Raw genomic sequence first — 20,344 nt, 5'->3', positions numbered from 1 at the left:
AGACCCGCTCGTCGGAGCCGGTCGGAAGCCGGCCCGTCGGAGGCCGGCCCGCCGGGAACCGGCTCGTCGGAGCCGTCGGACGCTCACAGGTTGCCGCGTCGGTCCTGCTCGCGCTCGATGGACTCGAAGAGCGCCTTGAAGTTGCCCTTGCCGAAGCCGAGCGAACCGTGCCGCTCGATGAACTCGTAGAAGACGGTGGGGCGGTCGCCGACCGGCTTGGTGAAGATCTGCAGCAGGTAGCCGTCCTCGTCGCGGTCGACCAGGATGCCGCGCTTCTTCAGCTCCTCGATCGGCACGCGCACCTTGCCGATCCGCTCGCGCAGCTCCGGGTCGTCGTAGTACGCGTCGGGGGTGTTGAGGAACTCCACGCCGCGCGAGCGCAGCACGTCGACGGTGGTGAGGATGTCGTTGGTGGCGAGCGCCATGTGCTGGCAGCCGGGGCCGGTGTAGAACTCCAGGTACTCGTCGATCTGGGACTTCTTCTTGGCGACGGCCGGCTCGTTGAGCGGGAACTTCACCCGGTGGTTGCCGCTGGCGACGACCTTGGACATCAGCGCGGAGTACTCGGTGGCGATGTCGTCGCCGACGAACTCGGCCATGTTCACGAAGCCCATGACGCGGTTGTAGAAGGACACCCACTCGTCCATCCGGCCGAGCTCGACGTTGCCGACGGCGTGGTCGAGGGCCTGGAAGAGGCGCTTGGGCGAGCCCTCGGGGTGGGTCACCCTGCTCGCCGCGACGACGTAGCCCGGCAGGTACGGGCCGTGGTAGCGGGAGCGGTCGATCAGGGTGTGGCGGGTCTCGCCGTAGGTGGCGATGGCCGCGCGGCGCACGGTGCCGTTCTCGTCCGAGACGTCGTTCGGCTCCTCCAGCACGGTGGCGCCGGACGCGCGGGCGTGCTCGATGCACTTGTCGACGTCCGGGACCTCCAGGGCGAGGTCGACGACGCCGTCGCCGTGGCGGCGGTGGTGGTCCAGCAGCGGGCTGCCCGGCTGGACACCGCCCTTGATCACGAAGCGGCAGGAGCCGGAGCGGAGCACGTACGCCTTGCGGTCCCGACGGCCGGTCTCCGGGCCGGAGTAGGCGACCAGCTCCATGCCGAAGACGACCTGGTAGAAGTGGGCCGTCTGGGTGGCGTTGCCGACCACGAAGACGACCGCGTCCTGGGCCGTCACGGGGAACGGGTCGGCGGCGGCGTCGTGCTCGACGAGGCCGACGAGGCGGCGCAGCTGGTCGGCGTCAAGACCGGCCTCGCGCTCCTCGGGGGTCAGCTCAAGGGCGTGGGTCTGCGGGGTCATCGCTCGTTCCTCCACTTCGGGCCTCGCCGTCGAGGCTTCCGCTGGATCGCGACCGCACCGCGTACGGGTGGGCGGTGTGGTTGCGGAGAGCTTGCTCCTGTCGGGGTGGTTGGGCAACAGGTCGGATTTTGACTGCTCAATGTGTACAAGCTGATCAGAAAATCCCGCTGTCAGCTGCGCAAAATGTGCTGCTGACCGGGGACGATGCCCGAAGTCTGCGCAATGGGACGGTCACGTACTTCCGGGGCCGACGGGGCGGGGGAGGTGGCGGAGGAACCAGTCCGAGGCCAGCTCGGCGACCCGGTCCAGCGTCCCCGGTTCCTCGAACAGGTGGCTCGCGTGCGGCACCACCGCGAGCCCGGTCTCGCAGCGCAGCCGGCTCCGGGCCCGCCGGTTGAGGTCGAGCACGGTGGGGTCCAGGGAGCCGACGACGAGCAGCGTCGGAGCGCGGACCCGGGCCAGCGTGTCGGGCGCGGCGAGGTCCGGGCGACCGCCCCGGGAGACCACGGCGCGCACCGCCGGGCCCAGCTCGGCGGCGGTGTGCAGCGCGGCCGCGGCGCCGGTGCTCGCGCCGAACAGCCCGAGCGGCAGGCCCAGGGTCTCGGGCACGGCGGCGTCCGGGCCGTTCTGCGCCGCGCCCAGCCGCCGGGCGACGGCGGTCAGCCGGCCGCCCAGCAGCGCCACGTCGAACACGTTCCGCCGGTCGGGCTCCTCGGCCTCGGTGAGCAGGTCGAACAGCAGCGTGGCCAGCCCGGTGCGGTTCAGGTACTCGGCGACGTGCCGGTTGCGCGGGCTGTGCCGGCCGCTGCCGCTGCCGTGCGCGAAGACGACGACCCCGCGCGCGCCGGCCGGGACGGTCAGCCGGCCCGCCAGGCGGACCCCGGCGACGGGCAGCAGCAGCTCGCGGTCGACCCCGGCGGAGTCCGCGGGCGGGTCGCCGCCGGCCTCGGTCAGCAGCCGCAGCACCTCCTCGTCCCCGGTCTGCGTGAAGTCGGCGTAGAACTCGCCGATCGCGTAGAACGGGGACGGCGTGTCGACGCAGACCAGCTCGTCGGCGACCTCGTCGAGCCGCTCGGCCCAGTCCGCGGGCGCGACCGGCACGGCCAGCACCACCCGGGCCGCGCCCCGCTCCCGGACGATCCGGCAGGCCGCCCGGGCGGTGGACCCGGTGGCGATGCCGTCGTCCACCACGACCACCGTGCGTCCGCGCAGATCGGCGGGCGGCCGGTCGCCCCGGTAGCGGCGGGCCCGGCGCGCCAGCTCGGCGCGCTCGCGCCGCTCCACCTCGGCCAGTTGCTCGTCGGTGACCGCGGAGAACCGGATGACCTGGTCGTTCAGCACCCGGACGCCGCCCTCGCCGATCGCCCCCATGCCGAGCTCCGGCTGGTAGGGCACGCCGAGCTTGCGGATCACGCAGATGTCCAGCGGCGCGCCGAGCACTGCGGCGACCTCGGCGGCCACCGGCACGCCGCCCCTCGGCAGCGCCACGATCACGGTGTCGGGGCCGGCCAGGTGGCCCAGGCGGGCGGCCAGCCGACGGCCCGCCTCGGTGCGGTCGGCGAAGCGGGTGAAGTGGGTTCCGGTGACGTGCATGACACGGCCTCCGGTTCCACCGTACGTCGTTCCGGTCGGTGCGGGGCGTTCGCGGGCGGGGGCGTCCGGGTGCGTGCGCAGGCCACCCCGGGGGGCGGCGCGCGGGGCGGGAACCGGTCCGGACCAGGACGGGAACAGGACGGGAACAGGACGGGAACAGGACGGAATCGCAGGTCGGGACGGTGGGCGGGGACCGCAGGCGGGCGGGCCGGGACAGTGTCGGGATCGGACCGGGATCCGGCCGGGAACCGGGGCGGGATCGGGCCGGGATCGGGCCGGGATCGGATCGGGAGCCGGACAGGACGACACCCCCGTGTGGCCGGGACAGCGGGCGGCGCACCGTGGATCGCAGAGGCGGAGCGCAGAGCCCGCCCGCGACCGGAAGGAGCCCGTCATGTCGGGCACCGTCATCACCGACCTGCGCCGCCGAGGCGCCGTCGACCCCGGCCGCCTGCTCGCCGGACCGCTGCGCGGTGTCGGCCTGCAACGACTCGACCCGGGCCACCGCACCGAGCTGGCCGCCGACGGCATCGAGCACGCGCTCTACGTCACCGCCGGCTCCGGGCTCGCCGAACTGCCCGAGGGCGCCGTGCACCCGGACCACCCGGAGCGCGCCGACGCCGGCCTGCCGCTGGTCGAGGGCACCGCGGTCGTGCTGCCGCTCGGTTCGCGGACCGTCCTGACCGCCGGGACGGCCGGGCTGGAGTACTTCCACGCCCTGCTCACCGTCCCCGCCCCCTCCGTCCACCGCTCCGAAGCCTCTCCCGAAGAAGGTGACCCCAGGTGATCGTCACCACCGACACCGGCGCGGCCATGGTCGTCATCGGCCCGAACGGCGAGCGCGTACGGATCCGCTCCCTCGCCCGGAGCCCGATGCTCGCCAGCGCCTGCGAGGCCTTCGACCACCTGCGGCTGAGCCCGGGCGCCCACCACGTCCTCCCGGGCCGGCCCGACACCGAGACCGTCCTGCACGTGCTGCGCGGCGCCGCCGTCGTCGGCCGACTGTCCGACGAGCCGGATCACTTGGCCTCCGAGGGAGACCTGCTGCTGGCCCGCCGCGGCCGCGCCCTGCACCTGGAAGCCGGGCCGCTCGGCGCGGAACTGCTCTGCCTGACGCTCGCCGTCCCCCGACACACCGCCGGCACCCGGGCCGCCCTGGCCCGGCGCCGTGCCGCCCGCCGCGACCGGCCCTGACCCGGGCTGGTCGGCGCCGACAGGCCCTGACCGGCGCCGACAGGCCTTGACCGGCGCTGACCTGCGCTGCCAATCCTGCCTGTCCTCCAGTTCCCCTCGGAGGTGACCACTCGTGATCCTCGTCCCCGCTGCCGTCCCCCGCACCGCGCCCGCGTTCCAGCGGCTGATCGACCCGGAGCAGCGGCCGGCCGTCCGCGCCGGACTCACCGTCGAGGCGCTGCCGCCGGGCGTCCGGATCGAGCAACTCCCGTACGAATCGGTCGAGTCGGTGACCGTGGTGCTCTCCGGGCGGCTGTTCGCGGCCGGCCGGATCCTCTCCCCGGGCGAGGCGCTGCACCACCGTCCCGGAACCTCCTGCCGGATCTCCGCCGTCCGCGGCGCGCCGACCACCGTGCTCACGGTCAGGCCCGTTCCGCCCCGGGCCGCCATCCCGGCCCAGCGGTCGGACTCCGCGCCCGCCGCGAGCCGGCGGCAGGTGGAGGTGGGCACCGCACGGCTCGACCCGTGCGGAACCTGCGGACCGTACACGGACCGCGCCGCCGACGCCTTCCTGGTGGTCCTCACCGGGGCCGCGGCCTTCCTCGGAGAGCTGGGTGAAGTCCTGCTGCTCTCCGGTGACTTGGTCTACGTCCGGGCGGGGGAGCGGTACGGCCTGCGGGCCGGCCGACGCGGACCGGTCACCGCCGTGCTGGGCCGCGTCGGCGCACCCGGCGCCGCTCTGGGACCGGAATGGGACGGCCGGCCCGTGCGCTCGGGGCAGACCGGTCCGCAGGGTTGAGGCCGGAGCGATCGACCGTGATCGGTCACGCGGAAGGAATGTCGACGGGCCGGCGTCCGCGAGTGCGGACGCCGGCCCGCGGCGTGTACCGGGTGAGGATCCGGTTTCGACGGCCCGGTGTCCCGGGTGGCCGGGGCCCGGTCTCGAATCCCGTCCCGACGTGAGCCGGAGCGGCCGGGCCCCGGCTCCTCCCGGCTCCTCCCGGCCCGTCCCTGCCCCGACACGCTGAGGACTTCACGAGCACGTCACGGAAAGTCACGCGATCGCCGCTGCTAGTGTCGACCGGGTGGATGAAGAACAGCCGTTGGCACCTGTGGGTCCGGGTGGCACTCCGGCCGTCCGTGTGCTGATCGTCGACGACCACCCCCTCTTCCGGGAGGGGCTCAAGGCGGCACTGGAGAGCGCCGAGGGTGTCCTCGTGGTGGCCGAGGCCGAGCGGGTCGCCGATGTCCCGGAGGCGGTCGCCCGGTACCGCCCGACCGTGGTGATCATGGACCTCTCGCTGCCCGACGGCTCCGGGCTGGAGGCCGTCCGGCAGCTCGCCACCCAGGAGGCGCCGCCGCCGGTGCTGATGCTGACCATGTCGGACGACGACGGAAACCTGCTCGCGGCCCTCCAGGCCGGCGCGCGCGGCTACCTGGTCAAGGGAGCGGGGCGGGAGGAGGTGCTGCACGCGGTGCGGACGGTCGCGGCGGGCGGCGCGGTGTTCGGCGGCGAGGTGGCGGGACGGATCACCGCCCTGCTGGCCGGGGCGAAGATGCGCGAGGCGGGACAGCTCTTCCCCGAACTCACCGCCCGCGAGGCCGAGGTGCTGGACCTGGTCGCGCGCGGGCTGGACAACCGGCGGATCGCCCGGGAGCTGGTGGTCGCGGAGAAGACCGTCCGCAACCACATCACCCACATCTTCGAGAAACTGCACGTCGCGACGCGCGCCGAGGCGGTCGCCCGGGCCCGCGACATGGGCCTCGGCGACGACCGGACCAACCCGGAGAGGTGAGCCGGGTGTCGCGAACCGGGTGTCGTGAGCGGGGAGCTGTGAACCGGGGGTGCCGGTCCGCCGACCGGCACCCCCGGAGTCCTGCCGTCCCCGCCCTACGGCTGCATCCCGCTCACGGCCGCATCTCGTACGCGCCGGAGAGCGACTCGACCTGCGTCCACACCCGCGCGTCCCGCGCCGGGTCGGCGACCGGGCGACGCACGTTCGCGAGTGCCCAGGCGGCCTGCTGCTCGGTGGCCGAGGCCTTGCCGTGCAGCTCGGTGGCGTGCGCGGAGAAGTCGCGGACCAGCGCGTCGAAGACCCGGTCCAGCACGTCGCCGCCGTGCTCGGAGGCGGCCAGGCCGGTCAGCTCGGCCTGCTCCAGCACCAGCTGGCCGTAGACGATCAGCGCGAACAGCTGGCCGATCTCAAGCAGGAAGTCCAGGTCGGCCTGCTGCTCCTTGCTCGGCGCGTTCTGGAGCAGCAACTCGCAGAAGCCGTCGGCCTGTTCGCGGAAGCGGGCGACATTGGGCAGCTCGGCGTGGCGGTCGTAAGCGGTGCGCCAGTCGTGGAAGCGGATCGCGCCGAGGCCGCGGGCCGGGCCCTGCCGGAACAGGAAGGCGTCGTCGGCGGCGTCCACGCGGCTCGGCACCGGGGCGTAGTCGGCCGGGGCGAACAGGTAGTTGCCCATGAACTTGAGGATCAGCGCCAGGTTGACGTGGACGGTGCCCTCCAGCTTCGGCAGGCCGCGGATGTCCTTCGCGGCCTTGTCGAAGTAGGTGTCCGCCTCGAAGCCCTTGGCGGCGATGACGTCCCACATCAGGTCGATGACCTTCTCGCCCTCGGTGGTGACCTTCATCTTGGTCATCGGGTTGAACAGCAGGTAGCGGCGGTCCTCGGGGGAGGCGCTGCGGAAGTAGTCCACCGCCCGGGCGCTGAACAGCTTCATCGCCACCAGGCGGACGTAGGCGTCGGTCAACTCCCGCTTGACGTGGGGGAAGTCGGTGACCCGCTTGCCGTACAGCACCCGGTTGTGGGCGTGCGTGACGGCCTCGTACATCGCGTGCTCGCAGATGCCGATCGAGGCGGTGCAGAGGTTGAACTTGCCGACGTTGACGGTGTTGAGCGCGGCGTCGAAGGCGGCCTGGCCGGTGTGCAGCACGTCCTCGGCGCGCACCGGGTAGTCCTCCAGGCGGAACTCGCTGACGTACATCTGCGCGTTCACCACGTTCTTGACCAGGTGGTACGCGTCGTGGCGGCTGTCGGCGGCGAAGAAGACGTAGCCCTCCGGGCCCTCGACGTCCGAGCGGCGGCCGAACACCGAGACCAGGCCGGCCACGTTGCCGTTGCCGATGTAGTACTTCGAGCCGGTCGCGGTGAAGCCGCCCTCGCCGTCCGGGGTGAGGATCATGTCGGTGGAGTAGATGTCGGCGCCGTGGGTGCGCTCGGAGAGGCCGAAGGCCATCACGTGGCCGTCCGCGAGGAGCTGGGCGGCGCGGGCGCGGACGGCCTCGTTCTCGCTCTGCCAGACCGGGCCGAGGCCCAGGATGGTGACCTGCCAGGTGTACCAGTAGCCGAGGCCGTAGAAGCCGAGGATCTCGTTCAGCTCGGCGATCCGCGCGGTGTCCCAGCGCTTGTCGGGGTCGGCCGCGGCGGGGGTCAGGAACTCCGCGAAGAGGCCCTCCTTCGCGGCGAAGTCCAGGAAGTCGGCGTACCAGCTGCGGTCGATGTAGGTGTCGATCAGCGCCTTCTTGCCGCGGGACTCGAACCAGTCCACCGTCGCGCGCAGCAGTCGGCGGGTCGGCTCGTCGAACTGTGCGGGGTCGTAGTTGCGCGGGTTGAAGAGCATCGAGGGGCTCCCGGGGGTCGAGGGTGTGAAGAGGGCGGGTGACAGGGTTCGGGTGACAGATTTCAAACTCTGTCAGTTGTCATCCGTCGGCCGCCGTCGGCGGAGAGGCGGCGCAGGGTGGCGAGTACGTCGTCGAGCCAGGCGAGGGTCATCCGCTCGTACTCGATGCCGCCGCGCAGCACCACGTGCTGCAGTTGCTCGTGCGCATCGAGTGCGGTGGTGTCGGGGAAGTCGCGCTGCTCGCCGTGCAGGTAGCGGGCGAGCAGGGCGGCATGGCTCTCGCGGTGCCGTTCCACCTCGGAGACCAGCGCGGCCGGGTCGTCGAAGGCGGCGGCCCGGATCTTGACCGCGAGTTCGTGCCGGACGGTCTCCGGCTCGACCGGTTCGCGCAGCCAGCCGGCCAGCGCGGCCCGTCCGGCCCCGGCAGCCGAGTAGACCTTCTTGTCCGGGCGCCCGTCCTGGGGGACCTCCTGCGCGGCCACCCAGTCGTCCGCCTCCATCCGCCGCAGCACCCGGTAGATCTGCTGGTGGGTGGCGGTCCAGAAGCGTCCGATCGAGCGGTCGAAGCGCCGGGCCAGCTCGTAGCCGGAGCCGGGCTGCTCCAGCAGCGAGACGAGGATCGCGTGCTCCAGTGCCATGGCCCGCATCCTGCTATGCAACGAGTTGCATAGGCAATGGCGGCCCGGACGGTTGAGACGCAGGTCACCGGCGTGACCGGATGGTTATCGGTCATTCCGGACTATCGGGTGCAAAACGTTGGATAAGCGCCAGAATGGGTACGGGGCAAGCGCCTTACCGGTTCCGACCACAGGAGGTGGTATCGGTGGCAACCCATATCCCGACGACGGGCATGGAGCACCATCCGGACATCGTCGAACTCCGCGAACGCTACGAGCGGGTCACCTCGACCCCCCGTGCCCAGGGCGTCGAAGCCCTGGCCGTCCTGGCCGGTCTCTTCCTGGCGGCATCGCCATGGATCGTCGGCTTCACCGCGTACAGCACCCTGACCGTGACCTGCCTGATCGTGGGTCTGGCCTACACGGCCCTGATGGCCGGCTACGGATCGGCCTACGAACGCACCCACGCCCGTGCCTGGGCGGCCGCTGCGCTCGGTGTCTGGACGATCATCTCCCCGTGGGTCGTCTCCGGGTCCGTCGCGCACGGCAAGAACATCGTGACCTGCATCATCGTGGGCGCCGTGATGTTCCTGCTCGGCCTCGCGGCGATCTCGATGGCGACCATGACGTCGAACGGGGCGTCGATGCGGCGCGGCCGGGCCGGCCGCGCGAAGGGCTGATCTTCCCCGCAGCCCGTGACCGGGGCGCGGAGGGCGCGAGTGCCCCCCGCGCCCCGGCGCGAGCCCGAGGCGCGCGCCCGAGGCGTGACCCGGGCGCGGGCCCGGTACGTTCCGGCCCGATCCCAACCCGGCTCCGGCCCGATCCCAACCCGGCTCCGACCCGATTTCGACCCGGCTCCGACCCGCTAGGGGTGGGTCATCCGCAGCACGTCCAGTGCCTCGTCCAGCTGCTCCTCGGTGAGCCTGCCCTGCTCGACGTAGCCGCGCTCCAGTACCACCTGACGGATCGTCTTGCGTTCGGCCAGCGACTGCTTGGCGACCTTCGCGGCCTCCTCGTATCCGATGTAGCGGTTCAGCGGGGTCACCACCGAGGGCGAGGACTCCGCGTACTCCCGGGCCCGGTCCACGTTGGCGGTGATGCCGTCCACCGTCCGGTCGGCCAGCAGCCGGGCACTGTTGGCGAGCAGCCGCACCGACTCCAGGACGTTGCGGGCGATCACCGGGAGCATCACGTTCAGCTCGAAGTTGCCGCTCGCGCCCGCCAGCGTGACCGTCGCGTCGTTGCCCACCACCTGGGCGGCGACCATCAGCACCACCTCGGGCAGCACCGGGTTCACCTTGCCCGGCATGATCGACGAACCGGGCTGGAGGTCCGGCAGGTTGATCTCGCCGAGCCCGGTGCGCGGACCGGAGCCCATCCACCGCAGGTCGTTCGCGATCTTCGTGAAGCCCACCGCCACCGTGCGCAGCTGACCGCTCAACTCGACCAGGGCGTCCCGCGCGCCCTGCGCCTCGAAGTGGTTCCTGGCCTCGGTCAACGGCAGGTCGGTGGCGCGGGCGACCTCCGCGATGACGGCCGCCGGGAAACCGGGCGGGGTGTTGATGCCGGTGCCCACCGCCGTCCCGCCGAGCGGGAGTTCGGCCACCCGGGGCAGGGTGGCCAGCAGCCGCTCCCGCCCGTGCCGCACCTGAGCCGCGTAGCCTCCGAACTCCTGGCCGAGCGTGACGGGCGTGGCGTCCATCAGGTGGGTGCGGCCCGATTTGACCACCCGGGCGAACTCGGCGGCCTTGCGCTCCAGCGACTCCGCGAGGTGCTCCAGCGCCGGGACCAGGTCATGGGTGACGGCGGCGGTCGCGGCGATGTGGATCGAGGACGGGAAGACGTCGTTGGACGACTGGCTGGCGTTGACGTGGTCGTTCGGATGGACCGGTCGGCCCAGCCGCTCCCCGGCCAGGGTGGCGATCACCTCGTTGGTGTTCATGTTGGACGAGGTGCCCGAGCCGGTCTGGAACACGTCCACCGGGAACTGGTCGTCCCAGCGCCCCTCCGCGACCTCCTCGGCGGCGGCCGCGATCGCCTCCGCCGTCTCCTCGTCCAGCACCCCGAGCCGGGCGTTCACCCGGGCCGCAGCGGCCTTGATCCGGGCCAGTGCGGCGATGTGCGCCCGCTCCAGCCGCTGGCCGGACACCGGGAAGTTCTCCACCGCCCGCTGCGTCTGCGCCTGCCACTTCGCGTCGGCCGGCACCCGGACCTCACCCATCGAGTCGTGCTCGATCCGGTACTCCTGCGCCTTCTCCTGCTCGCCACCCATCGCGCGCTGCACCTCCTGTACGGGCCCGACCGGCCCGGAACGGATCTTCGGTCAGCACAGCCGCGAACGAGGCCCGGGTATTTCCGGTCGGGGTGATCCGGTTCCGTTCCGCCCGTTCCGCCCGTTCCGTTTCGGTACGGGGCCGGGTGCCCGCGGCCGGTGCGGCCCGGTTCCCGGCCCCGGCTCGGCTCCTACCGGCGGGGCAGCTCGGCGCGGACCAGCTCGCCCGGGTCGGTACCGGCCTGGACGACGAGCTCGCCGCCCGGGGCCCAGACGCCGGAGCCGCCCGAGCTCTCCGGGTACTCGCCGGTCGCCCCGGCACAGGTCGCGAGCACGCACCACACCCCGTGGGCGGCGGCCCGGTCGCGGACGTGGCCGTCCCGGCGCTCCGCCTGGGCGGCGCCGGGCCCGTAGAGGGTGGAGGCGACGTAGGCGTCGATGCCGAGCGCGGCGGTCTCCTCGGCGTGCGCCGGGTCGGCGGCGTCCGCGCAGACGGCGAGGCCGAGCCGCAGGCCGTCCAGCTCCAGGACGACGGGCTTCCCGCCGGGGGCGAAGCGCTCGACCTCGGCGCCGTGCAGGCGCATCTTCCGGTAGGCGACCTCGGCGCCCTGCCCGGTGACCACCAGCGTGGCGATGGACTCGCGTCCGTCGGCCTCGGTGACGGGCGCCCCGACCAGGGCGACGGCGCCGGTCGCGGCGCAGGCGGCCACCAGCGGCGAGAGCCGGACGTCCGCCGGGTCGACGGCCGGTGCGGTCAGGTCGTAGCCGGTCAGCGACAACTCGGGGAACACCACCAGCCGGGTGCCCGCCTTCCGCACCGCCTCGGCGTGCAGGGCGACGTTCTCGGACACGGTGTCCGGACGGCCGGCGGCGGCGCAGACGGGCTGGGCGACGGCGACGGTCAGGGCTCCGCGGGCGGGCGGGTTCGCGGACGGGGCGGAGGCCGAGTCCGTAGCCGAGTCCGGCCGCGAGTCCGCGGGCGAGTCGGCGCGCGAGGACTCGGGTGAGGGCGTGGACGAGGGCATGGCGAAGCCTCCGGCGGGCGGGGTGGGGTGGGGCGATCGTGATCAACCGTGACCGTGATCAACCTATGCGCCCGTCGAGGACGTGGGCAACGGAGCCGGGACGAGGAGCGGTGCAGGTGGACGGGGCGCCCGGGGCCGATCGGGCCGATCTCACTCGAAGGAGTGAGATCCCCGGCGGGCGCTTCAAACTGCCGTGCGCCCCTTCATACGCTCCAGACCGGGCCGGGCGGACTCCGGCCGGACCCGGATCGGCGCAGCTCGGCCCGGGGGACCAGGACGAGGGGGCGGACGGACGGATGACCACAGGACACGGCCCGATGGGCGGAACGGGTGACGGAGCGGTACGGGAGGGGATGACCCCACTGAATGTCCCGGTGGAGGCCCCGACGGACGCCCCGACCGACGCTCCGGCGAAGACCTCGGCGAAGACCGCCCCCGGTGGCCTCACCCGGCGGCAGCTGCTGGGTGCGTCGGCGGCGCTCGGCGGCGCGGCCTGGCTGCTGCGCGGCACCATCGGCCCGGACAGCGCCGAGGCCGCCGCGCCGGTACCGCCCGCGCTGCCCCCCGGCACCGAGCTCTACCAGCGGGTCTTCCAGAACTGGTCCGGCGAGATCCGCACCGACCAGCTGTGGACCTGCGCGCCCCGCACCCCCGAGGAGGTCCCGGCCCTCGCCGACTGGGCGCACGCCAACGGCTGGCGGCTGCGCGCCTCCGGGTACCGGCACACCTGGGCACCGCTCACCGTCGCCGCCGGGACCCCGGAGAGCGCCAGGGTGCTGCTGGTGGACACCAGTCGGCACCTCACCGCCATCGGCGCCGACTCGCCCGACACCGTCCGGGTGCAGACCGGCGCCACCATGGAGGCCCTGCTCGCCCACCTCGCCGACCGCGGCCTCGGCCTGACCGCCTGCCCGGCCCCCGGCGAGATCACCGTAGGCGGTGTACTCGCCATCGGCGGCCACGGCACCGCCGTCCCGGCCGCAGGGGAGGTGCGACCGGAGGGGCACGGCTACGGATCGGTCAGCAACCAGGTCGTCCGGCTCACCGCCGTCGTCCTCGACCCGGCCACCGGCCGCTACACGCTGCGGACCTTCGACCGCTCCGAGGCCGACAGCGCCGCCTTCCTGGTGCACCTCGGCCGTGCCTTCCTGACCGAGGTGGTGCTGCGGGCCGGCGCCGACCGGCCGCTGCGCTGCGTCAGCCGACTCGACATCCCGGCGAGCGAGCTCTTCGCCCGCCCCGCGGCCGGAACGGGAACCGGAACAGGCGCCGGCAGCGGAACAGGCGCCGGCACCGGGGCCGGTGCGGGTACCGGCGGGGGCGGGGGTCTCGGCGGAGTGCTCGGGGGAGTGCTGGGCGGTGTCCTCGGCGGTGTCCTCGGGAGCGGAGGAGGCCCGCGCACCCTCGCCGACTTCGTGGAGCGCGACGGTCGGGTGGAGGCGATCTGGTTCGCCTACACCGAGTACCCCTGGCTCAAGACCTGGAGCGTCACCCCGAGCAAGCCGCTCGCCTCCCTGTCCGTCGACCACCCGTACAACTACCCGTTCTCGGACAGCCTTCCGGAACCGGTCGCCCGGCTCGCCGGCGAGATCGTCACCGGCGCCTGGGCCTCGGCCCCGCTGTTCGGCCAACTCCAGTACCTGGTCACGAAGGTGGGACTCACCGGTGACATCACCGAAGTCCTGCTCTCCGGCGCCCTGCTGCGCCGACTGCTCAGCGGCGAGGTGCTCACCCACCTGCTCGCGGGCGGACTGCGGTCCGACCTCTGGGGGCCCTCGCGCACCCTGCTCCAGTACGTCCGCCCGACCACCCTGCGGGTCACCGCCAACGGCTACGCGATCCTCCTCAAGCGTGCCGACCTCCAGTGGGCGGTAAGTGAATTCGCCGCTTACTACCGGGAGTTGATCGCCTCCTACCAGGCCCGGGGCGAGTTCCCGGTGAACGGCGCGGTGGAGATCCGGGTCACCGGCCTGGACGACCCGGCCTCCTCCGGCGTCCCCGGCGCCCGGCCCCCGCTGCTGTCCGCGCTGCGACCGCGCGCCGACCGCCCGGAGTGGGACACGGCCGTCTGGCTGGACGTCCTCGCCTTCCCCGGCACCCCCGGACTGGAGCGCTTCGCGCGGGAGTTGGAGCAGTGGCTGCTGCGCACCTTCGACGGCTCCCGGGCGGGCCTGCGGGTCGAGTGGTCCAAGGGCTGGGCGTACACCGACGCCGCCGCCTGGTCCGATCCGGACCTGCTCGGCCGGGTCGTTCCGGACAGTCTGCGGGCGGGCGGCGGGCCCGGCTGGGACGAGGCGGTCGCCGTCCTGGACCGCCACGACCCGCACCGGGTCTTCGGGAATCCCTTCCTGGACGGTCTGTTGAAGTAGGAGGTGCCCCCCTGTCGGAGCTGACGAGTTGTCAGATGTGCTCCATGACGATCACCGCGAGGGTGTCCGGAGCCAGGGCGCGGAACACGTGCGGAGTGTCGCCCGGGTAGCTCACGTAGTCACCCGGGCCCAGCTCCACCGGCGCCTCCGTCGGCCCGACCAGCGCCCGCCCGGCACCGATCAGCACGTGCTCGACGGTGCCGGGCATGTGCGGATCGGAGGCCCGGGCCTCACCCGGCTGCGCCTCGATCCGATAGATGTCGCGCCGGGCGTTGGGCGGGCAGGAGGAGAGTGCGGTGGCGGCGTAGTCGGCGCGCTCGGAGTGGGTCACCGGGCCCTCGCCGGCCCGGATCACCTTGACCACCGGGCGCGGCGGGTCGACGAGCCGGCTGAACGGCACGTTCAGTGCGACGCCGAGCGCCCAGAGCGTCTCCACGCTGGGGTTGCCCGCGCCGGACTCCAGCTGGGACAGCGTGGACTTGGCGATGCCCGCGCGCCGGGCCAGCTCGGCCATCGACAGCCCGCTGCGCTCGCGCTCGCGCCTGATCGAGGCGGCGATCTGGCCGATCAGCTCGCCGCCGTTGGCGCCGCTGCCGGCGCTGCCGCTGCTATCGCTGCTGCTGGAGCGGCCGAAGCCGTCGGAGTCGTCGGAGCCGCCGGAACCGTCGGAGCCGCCGGAGTCCGTGGCCGGGGTGCTCTGGTCACTCATGCTCGCCACTCACGCTTCCTCCTGGCCCCTTCCGTGGCCGCCGGTGCGGCCGATGCCGCCGTTCATGCTGCCATGGCCGGTCGCATCGGCCGCCGTTCGCCCGATCGGTCCAAGTGTTCGCCTTGACGAACGACGTCGAGTCGGTTCACTCTAATGAACATGCGTTCGCTACTTCGAACACTGGAGCGTGCCACCCTCCGGGACGTCGCCCTGGTCTGCCTGGCCGATGCCCTGGTCGGCGCGTCCTTCGGCGCGATCAGCGTCTCCGGGGGCCTGCCCCTCTGGGTGCCGATCGCCCTCTCCGTCCTGGTCTTCGCCGGCGGCTCCCAGTTCGCGGCGGTCGGCGTGGTGCTCTCCGGCGGCGGAGCCCTCGCCGCGGTCGCCACCGGACTGGTGCTCAACGCCCGACTGCTGCCCTTCGGCTTCACCGTGGCCGACGTGCCCGACGGTCCGTGGTGGCGGCGGCTGGTGGGAGCGCAACTGCTCACCGACGAGACCGCCGCCTTCGCCCTGCAGCAGAGCGATCCCCGTCGGCGCCGGGCCGTGTACTGGCTCTGCGGGGTCGCCCTGTTCGTGGTGTGGAACGTCTCGGTGCTGCTCGGCGCCCTCGCGGGCGGGCTGATCGGCGACACGGACGCGTTCGGCCTGGACGCGGCCTTCCCCGCGGTGCTGCTCGCGCTCGTCCTGCCCTCGCTCGCGGACCGCAGCACCCGTACGGCGGCGGTGGCGGGAGCGGCGGTCGCGGTCGCGGCTACCCCGTTCGTCCCCGCCGGGCTGCCGGTGCTGCTCGCCCTGGTCGGGCTGGTGTTCGCCGGTCGGCCGGCGGCGGGGGAGTCGGGTCGGAAGGCGGCGGACGGACCGAACGCCGCGGACGCGGAGAAGGAGAAGGTCCGATGATGCCGCTGTACGCCGTTCTGCTGCTCGCGGCCGGAACGTACGCCTTCCGACTGGCCGGGCCGTTGCTCGCCGGTCGGCTCGCCCTCTCGGCGCGGCTGCGGCACCTGCTGGCCGTCGCGGCGGCGGTGCTGCTGGTGGCCCTGGTCGCGACCGGCGCGCTGACCCAGGGGCACGGCTTCGCGGGGTGGGCCCGCCCGGCGGGCGTACTGGTCGCGGGAGTGCTCGCGCTGCGCCGGGCACCGTTCCCGCTGGTGGTCGTCGCGGGTGCGGCGACCACGGCGCTGCTGCGGCTCTGCGGGGCGGGGTGACAGCTGACAGAGTTTGAAATCTGTCAGCTGTTATCCGTTATCCGTTATCCGTCGGCTGTGATCCGTCGGCCGTGATCCGTGATCCGGTGCTCGTCGGCCGTCGGCCGTCGTCCGTTCGCCCTCAGCGGCCTTCCCCGGGCCCCTCGGCCAGTCGCTCCGCCTGCACCTCCGGCCGCTTGCTGTCCCACAGCAGCTCCCACACCTTGAACACGCAGTGGTAGTCGCGCATGCTCCCCTGGGCGATCAGCAGGTAGGTGTCCCCGTCGCGGAGCAGCGTCCGCCGTCGGCTGTTGAAGGGGTGCTCCGGGGTGTAGGAGGGGACGAGTCGCCTCAGCTCCTCGACGGCCTCCTCGCGGGTCCCCTCGACCTCGGCGAGCACCTTGCTCCCCCAGATCCGATCCTGGCCCATGCCCACCGTCTCCTCGACGACCAGCGCCCAACGTGCCATGTCCTGCCCCGCCCCTTCCCCTCCGGTTCGCTTCCGCTCGGCCGTACGCGCCCTCGGGCGCGCCGTCGGACGTGTCGCCATCCTCACTCGTTCACGGCCGCCCACCACCCGGCCGGGTGCGGAATACTCGCCGGTGTTCCGCCGGTGTCCCGCCGAGAGTACAAGGAGCTTCAGTGACGAAGCCGACCCGGATCGACCCGTCCGACCTGCTCGCCGTCGGCGATCTGCTCTCCGACGAGGAGCGGCTGATCCGCGACACCGTCCGCCGGTTCACCGAGGAGCGCATCCGCCCGCACATCGGCGAGTGGTTCGAGCGCGGGGTCTTCCCGGTCCGCGAACTCGCCCCCGAGCTCGGCGCCCTGGGCGTGCTCGGCATGCACCTCGACGGCTACGGCTGCGCCGGCGCCGACGCGGTGGCGTACGGGGTGGCCTGCATGGAGCTGGAGGCGGCCGACTCCGGGCTGCGCAGCTTCGTCTCCGTCCAGGGCTCGCTCGCCATGCGCTCGATCCACGCCTTCGGCTCCGAGGAGCAGAAGCAGCGCTGGCTGCCCGGCATGGCCGCCGGTGAGCTGATCGGCTGCTTCGGCCTCACCGAGCCGGACTTCGGCTCGGACCCGGCCAACATGCGCACCCGGGCGGTGCGCAAGGGCGGTGAGGGCGGCGACTGGGTGCTGTCCGGCAGCAAGATGTGGATCACCAACGGCAGCATCGCCGACGTCGCCGTGGTCTGGGCGCAGACCGAGGAGGGCGTGCGCGGCTTCCTGGTCGAGCGCGGCGCCCGCGGCCTGACCGCCACCGATGTGCACGGCAAGCTCTCGCTGCGCGCCTCCGTCACCAGCGAGTTGGCCTTCGACGACGTGGTGCTGCCCGCCGACGCCGTGCTGCCCGGGGTGGTCGGCCTGCGCGGACCGCTCTCCTCCCTCAACGAGGCCCGCTACGGGATCCTCTGGGGCACCGTCGGCGCCGCTCGCGACTGCTACACCTCCGCCCTGGACTACGCCAAGAGCCGGATCCAGTTCGACCGTCCGATCGCGGGCTTCCAGCTGACCCAGCAGAAGCTGGTCGAGATGATGCTGGAGGTCGAGAAGGCGTACCTGGTCGCCCTGCGGATCGGGCGGCTCAAGGAGCAGGGCGCCGCCCGCCCGCCGCACATCAGCTTCGGCAAGCTCAACAACGTCCGCACCGCCCTGGAGATCGCCCGCAGTGCCCGGACCGTCCTCGGGGCCAACGGCATCACCACCGAGTACCCGGTGCTGCGGCACGCCAACAACCTGGAATCGGTGCTCACCTACGAGGGCACCAGCGAGATCCACACCCTGGTGCTCGGCGAGGCCATCACCGGCGAGTCCGCCTACCGCTGACGGCCGCCCGTCCGCCCTCGCCGCATCTCGTCGCCCCTCGCGGCCCGGGAAATCCGGTGGTCGGGCCCGTCGTGGCCCGGCTACCGTCCCTGCCATGACCAGCCGTTTCGTCCCGACGCAGCCCCCGACCACCACCCTCTGGCGCCCCACCGGCCCCGAGGAGCTCGCCCTGGTCGAGGCCGCGGACCGGCGCGCCTGGCCGCCCCGCCTCCCCGAGCAGCCGATCTTCTACCCCGTCCTCAACGAGGACTACGCGATCCGGATCGCCCGGGACTGGAACGTGCCCGCCTCGGGCGTCGGCTACGTCACCCGCTTCGAGGTCGACACCGCCTTCCTCGCGCGCTACCCCGTTCAACGGGCAGGCGGCCGGACGATCCTCGAACTCTGGGTTCCCGCCGAGGAGTTGGACGAGTTCAACCGGCACATCGTCGGCCGCATCGAGGTCGTCCACGAGTTCCGCCCACAGCCGTGAGACGGCCGGCCGCCGACAAGTCGCTGCCGCCCGCGGTCTACCCGGACGGTTCCCGGCTGCCGCGCACCGGACCCTCCTGACCCGCTCCCGGACGGCAGTCCCGGACCCCCGTGCCCGCCCCCGGACGGCAGCGGCGGAACTCCGCCCGGGGCCTGGGAACGCCCGTCCGACACTTCGTGGACACCTGACGTTCGGCGGTGGGACGCCGACCGGTACGGCGGTCGGTGAACCATGGCGCGGTCGGCGGCGCCCTCGGCGGGCGCGGCCGGGTGCGCACGACCGAAAGGAACCCCCCCATGTCCGCTGCCCAGTGGCCCCGCCCCCGGGTGCTCGTCGTCGGGATCGACGGCGTCCGCCACGATTTCCTCGCACAGGTGCCGATGCCCCGCCTGCAGGAGGTCGCCGAGGCCGGGTTCCTGGTACCGGTCACCGTCGCGGACAGCACGCCCACCATGTCCGGGCCGTGCTGGGCCACCATCGTGACCGGCGTCGAGCCCGCCAAGCACGGGGTGTGGGGCAACCACCTGGGCGGCAACCGGCTCGACGTGTTCCCCGACTTCGCCACCCGCCTCGCCCGGGGCGACCGCCGCCGCACCTTCGTCGCGGCCGGCTGGGACCCGCTGATGATCAACGAGTCCGGCGGCCCGCTGTTCCGCGCCCCCGGCCGGCTCTCCTACGTGGCCCCCGCCGAGGACACCCCCGAGGCCTGGGAGGCGGTGGACGAGGAGGTCACCCGGGAGGCCGTCCACGTCCTCGGCACCGCCGACCCCGAGGCGTCCTTCGTGTACCTCGGCGCCGTCGACGAGACCGCCCACTTCCTGGGCTGCGGCGACGAGTACCGCGCGTCCATGCGCACCGCCGACGAGCGCCTCGGCCGCCTCCTCGACGCCGTCCGGGGCCGGGCGACCCACGCCGAGGAGCAGTGGACGGTCATCGTCGTCACCGACCACGGGCACGTGGACGCCGGCGGCCACGGAGGCCGTACGGCCGAGGAGCGGACGGCCTGGGTGGCCTGCGCCGGGCACGACATCCCGGCCGGCCCGCCCACCGGCGAGATCCGTCATCCGGACGTCGCCGCGCAGGTGTACGCCTCGCTGCTGCGTCCGATCGACCCGCACTGGACCCTCGACGGCCGCCCGTTCCCGGTCGCCCGTCCGGTACCGGCGGCGGTCTGAAACCGCGGCGGCCCGAAGCGGTGGTGGTCCGAAGCCGTGGTGGTCCGAAGTGGCGGCGGCGGGTGACCCGGCTGCAGCAGGCCGGGCTGCGGCGGCTCCGGGCCTGAGCGAGGCTCGATCGGGGCCCGGGCCGTTCTCGATCCGGGCGTGCCAACCTGAGCGCCGGAGCGGCACGGACCCGGCGACCGGCGGTGCCGGGGCCTGTGGCTCAGGGATCCGCAGGTCCGGGACCCGCGGGGCCGGAATTCGCAGGTCCGGAATCCGCGGGCCTCAGGGTCCCTGCCGGAGGACATACGCCTGAAGGTGGAGAAGGTACCCCGTGGGTCGGAGACAAGTTCGCGACCTGGTGGTGACGATCAGACGGGTCCGGACGGGCCACGATGGTTGCACCGGACGGCGGAGCACGCCGACCGGGTCGGTGACGCGGACCTGAGCGGCCGCCGACAGCGAAGACGAGCGGCAGCGGCACGAGCGGCAACGGCCGCATCGGTCACGACACGGAGAGGACAGTCGGGCATGAAGGGCATCGTGAGCAAGGTCGCGCTGGGAGTCGCGGGTACCGGCATGGCTGTCGCCGTGGCGGCTGTGGCAATCGGCCCGCGGGTGTCCGACTGGTACGACGAGCACCACCAGCAGCAGGGCGCGTACGAGACCGGCACCCAGGCCAAGGCGGACCGCCGTTCGATGCCGACCTGGCTGCCCGACGACGCCTCCGGGGTGAAGTACCTGATGTCCACCACGGGCGACGACCGCCTGCTGCGCGCCACCCTCCCGGAGGGCCGGCTGCCCGCCGGCTGCACCGCCGGGCTGCCGGGCAAGAGCGCGCACCCGGTGCCGCAGGCGCTCAAGGCCGGCTGGTTCCCCGAGAGCGTCGCGACCAAGGCCACCGGCACCTGCGGGCACTACAACGTGGCCCTGACCGGCAACCAGCTCTACGCCTGGCAGGACGGCGCCGCGGTGCAGGCGGCGCTGCGCGCCGAGCACGTCGCCAAGCGCTGAGTCC

General features: G+C 73.3%; 20 protein-coding genes. 12 read left to right on the top strand and 8 right to left on the bottom strand.

The window, feature by feature from the left end; genetic code table 11:
• Positions 1-83: 83 nt before the first annotated feature.
• Together hppD and ACGFSC_RS15420 are read right to left on the bottom strand one after the other, a co-directional pair.
• Positions 84-1,298 carry a 4-hydroxyphenylpyruvate dioxygenase gene (gene hppD, locus ACGFSC_RS15425; protein WP_359900421.1) on the bottom strand — a complete coding sequence of 405 codons (1,215 nt, stop codon included), beginning with the start codon at positions 1,296-1,298 and terminating at the stop codon, positions 84-86.
• A gap of 231 nt (positions 1,299-1,529) precedes the next feature.
• Entirely contained in the window at positions 1,530-2,891 is a 1,362-nt protein-coding gene (locus tag ACGFSC_RS15420) for a phosphoribosyltransferase family protein (RefSeq protein ID WP_359900423.1), read from the bottom strand.
• 394 nt (positions 2,892-3,285) lie between these two features.
• On the opposite strand from ACGFSC_RS15420, the gene ACGFSC_RS15415 reads away from it, so the two are divergent.
• From ACGFSC_RS15415 to ACGFSC_RS15400, 4 genes are all read left to right on the top strand, one after another.
• Complete coding sequence (locus ACGFSC_RS15415) at positions 3,286-3,678, top strand: hypothetical protein (RefSeq protein WP_359900425.1); 393 nt, start codon at positions 3,286-3,288, stop codon at positions 3,676-3,678.
• Positions 3,675-4,085 carry a hypothetical protein gene (locus ACGFSC_RS15410; protein WP_359900427.1) on the top strand — a complete coding sequence of 137 codons (411 nt, stop codon included), beginning with the start codon at positions 3,675-3,677 and terminating at the stop codon, positions 4,083-4,085. Before ACGFSC_RS15415 ends, ACGFSC_RS15410 begins: the two co-directional genes overlap by 4 nt.
• Positions 4,086-4,197: 112 nt before the next feature.
• Positions 4,198-4,863, top strand: a complete 666-nt coding sequence (locus ACGFSC_RS15405; RefSeq protein WP_359900429.1) for a hypothetical protein — start codon at positions 4,198-4,200, stop codon at positions 4,861-4,863.
• A 304-nt stretch (positions 4,864-5,167) separates the two neighbouring features.
• Positions 5,168-5,860, top strand: a complete 693-nt coding sequence (locus tag ACGFSC_RS15400) for a response regulator (RefSeq protein WP_380631003.1) — start codon at positions 5,168-5,170, stop codon at positions 5,858-5,860.
• A gap of 112 nt (positions 5,861-5,972) precedes the next feature.
• On the opposite strand, the gene ACGFSC_RS15395 is transcribed toward ACGFSC_RS15400, so the two are convergent.
• Both ACGFSC_RS15395 and ACGFSC_RS15390 read right to left on the bottom strand, forming a co-directional pair.
• Positions 5,973-7,688: an acyl-CoA dehydrogenase family protein gene (locus ACGFSC_RS15395; protein ID WP_359900433.1), complete on the bottom strand. Its 1,716-nt coding sequence runs from the start codon at positions 7,686-7,688 to the stop codon at positions 5,973-5,975.
• Between the two features lie 62 nt (positions 7,689-7,750).
• Positions 7,751-8,326 (bottom strand): PadR family transcriptional regulator, encoded by a 576-nt coding sequence (locus ACGFSC_RS15390; RefSeq protein ID WP_359900435.1) that lies wholly within the window; start codon positions 8,324-8,326, stop codon positions 7,751-7,753.
• Positions 8,327-8,511: 185 nt separating this feature from the next.
• Between ACGFSC_RS15390 and ACGFSC_RS15385 the strand changes: the two genes are divergently transcribed.
• Positions 8,512-8,985 (top strand): SPW repeat protein, encoded by a 474-nt coding sequence (locus ACGFSC_RS15385; RefSeq protein WP_359900437.1) that lies wholly within the window; start codon positions 8,512-8,514, stop codon positions 8,983-8,985.
• 185 nt (positions 8,986-9,170) lie between these two features.
• Here the strand turns inward: ACGFSC_RS15385 and ACGFSC_RS15380 are convergent, their stop codons facing one another.
• Both ACGFSC_RS15380 and ACGFSC_RS15375 read right to left on the bottom strand, forming a co-directional pair.
• The gene (locus tag ACGFSC_RS15380) at positions 9,171-10,577 is read right to left on the bottom strand and encodes a class II fumarate hydratase (protein WP_359900439.1); all 1,407 of its coding nucleotides are present in this window, start codon (positions 10,575-10,577) and stop codon (positions 9,171-9,173) included.
• Positions 10,578-10,768: 191 nt separating this feature from the next.
• Complete coding sequence (locus tag ACGFSC_RS15375) at positions 10,769-11,602, bottom strand: carbon-nitrogen hydrolase family protein (protein ID WP_359900441.1); 834 nt, start codon at positions 11,600-11,602, stop codon at positions 10,769-10,771.
• Between the two features lie 353 nt (positions 11,603-11,955).
• Between ACGFSC_RS15375 and ACGFSC_RS15370 the strand changes: the two genes are divergently transcribed.
• Positions 11,956-13,971 (top strand): cholesterol oxidase substrate-binding domain-containing protein, encoded by a 2,016-nt coding sequence (locus ACGFSC_RS15370; protein WP_359900443.1) that lies wholly within the window; start codon positions 11,956-11,958, stop codon positions 13,969-13,971.
• 31 nt (positions 13,972-14,002) lie between these two features.
• Here the strand turns inward: ACGFSC_RS15370 and ACGFSC_RS15365 are convergent, their stop codons facing one another.
• Positions 14,003-14,680 carry an XRE family transcriptional regulator gene (locus ACGFSC_RS15365; protein WP_359900445.1) on the bottom strand — a complete coding sequence of 226 codons (678 nt, stop codon included), beginning with the start codon at positions 14,678-14,680 and terminating at the stop codon, positions 14,003-14,005.
• Positions 14,681-14,839: 159 nt separating this feature from the next.
• Here ACGFSC_RS15365 and ACGFSC_RS15360 point away from each other — a divergent pair, with 159 nt between their 5' ends.
• Both ACGFSC_RS15360 and ACGFSC_RS15355 read left to right on the top strand, forming a co-directional pair.
• Complete coding sequence (locus ACGFSC_RS15360) at positions 14,840-15,577, top strand: AzlC family ABC transporter permease (RefSeq protein ID WP_359900447.1); 738 nt, start codon at positions 14,840-14,842, stop codon at positions 15,575-15,577.
• On the top strand, positions 15,577-15,885 hold the full coding sequence (locus tag ACGFSC_RS15355) for an AzlD domain-containing protein (RefSeq protein ID WP_392863514.1): 309 nt from the start codon (positions 15,577-15,579) through the stop codon (positions 15,883-15,885). Before ACGFSC_RS15360 ends, ACGFSC_RS15355 begins: the two co-directional genes overlap by 1 nt.
• Before the next feature lie 121 nt (positions 15,886-16,006).
• Here the strand turns inward: ACGFSC_RS15355 and ACGFSC_RS15350 are convergent, their stop codons facing one another.
• Positions 16,007-16,333, bottom strand: a complete 327-nt coding sequence (locus ACGFSC_RS15350; protein WP_359900450.1) for a hypothetical protein — start codon at positions 16,331-16,333, stop codon at positions 16,007-16,009.
• Between the two features lie 173 nt (positions 16,334-16,506).
• Here ACGFSC_RS15350 and ACGFSC_RS15345 point away from each other — a divergent pair, with 173 nt between their 5' ends.
• The 4 genes from ACGFSC_RS15345 (at position 16,507) to ACGFSC_RS15330 (ending at position 20,340) form a co-directional block, all read left to right on the top strand.
• A complete protein-coding gene (locus ACGFSC_RS15345; RefSeq protein WP_359900452.1) occupies positions 16,507-17,694 on the top strand; it encodes an acyl-CoA dehydrogenase family protein in 1,188 nt (395 codons plus the stop codon).
• A 94-nt stretch (positions 17,695-17,788) separates the two neighbouring features.
• Positions 17,789-18,166, top strand: coding sequence for an ADP-ribosylation/crystallin J1 (locus ACGFSC_RS15340; protein WP_359900454.1), 378 nt, complete (start codon positions 17,789-17,791; stop codon positions 18,164-18,166).
• Positions 18,167-18,462: 296 nt separating this feature from the next.
• Entirely contained in the window at positions 18,463-19,341 is an 879-nt protein-coding gene (locus ACGFSC_RS15335; RefSeq protein ID WP_359900456.1) for an alkaline phosphatase family protein, read from the top strand.
• A gap of 516 nt (positions 19,342-19,857) precedes the next feature.
• On the top strand, positions 19,858-20,340 hold the full coding sequence (locus tag ACGFSC_RS15330; RefSeq protein WP_359900458.1) for a hypothetical protein: 483 nt from the start codon (positions 19,858-19,860) through the stop codon (positions 20,338-20,340).
• Positions 20,341-20,344: the final 4 nt, after the last annotated feature.

The organism is Kitasatospora sp. NPDC048715 (assembly GCF_043198905.1).
GTDB lineage: Bacteria > Actinomycetota > Actinomycetes > Streptomycetales > Streptomycetaceae > Kitasatospora > Kitasatospora lactacystinica.
The sequence above is the reverse complement of the archived record's forward strand: the minus strand, read 5'-3'. Positions and strand labels throughout refer to the sequence as shown.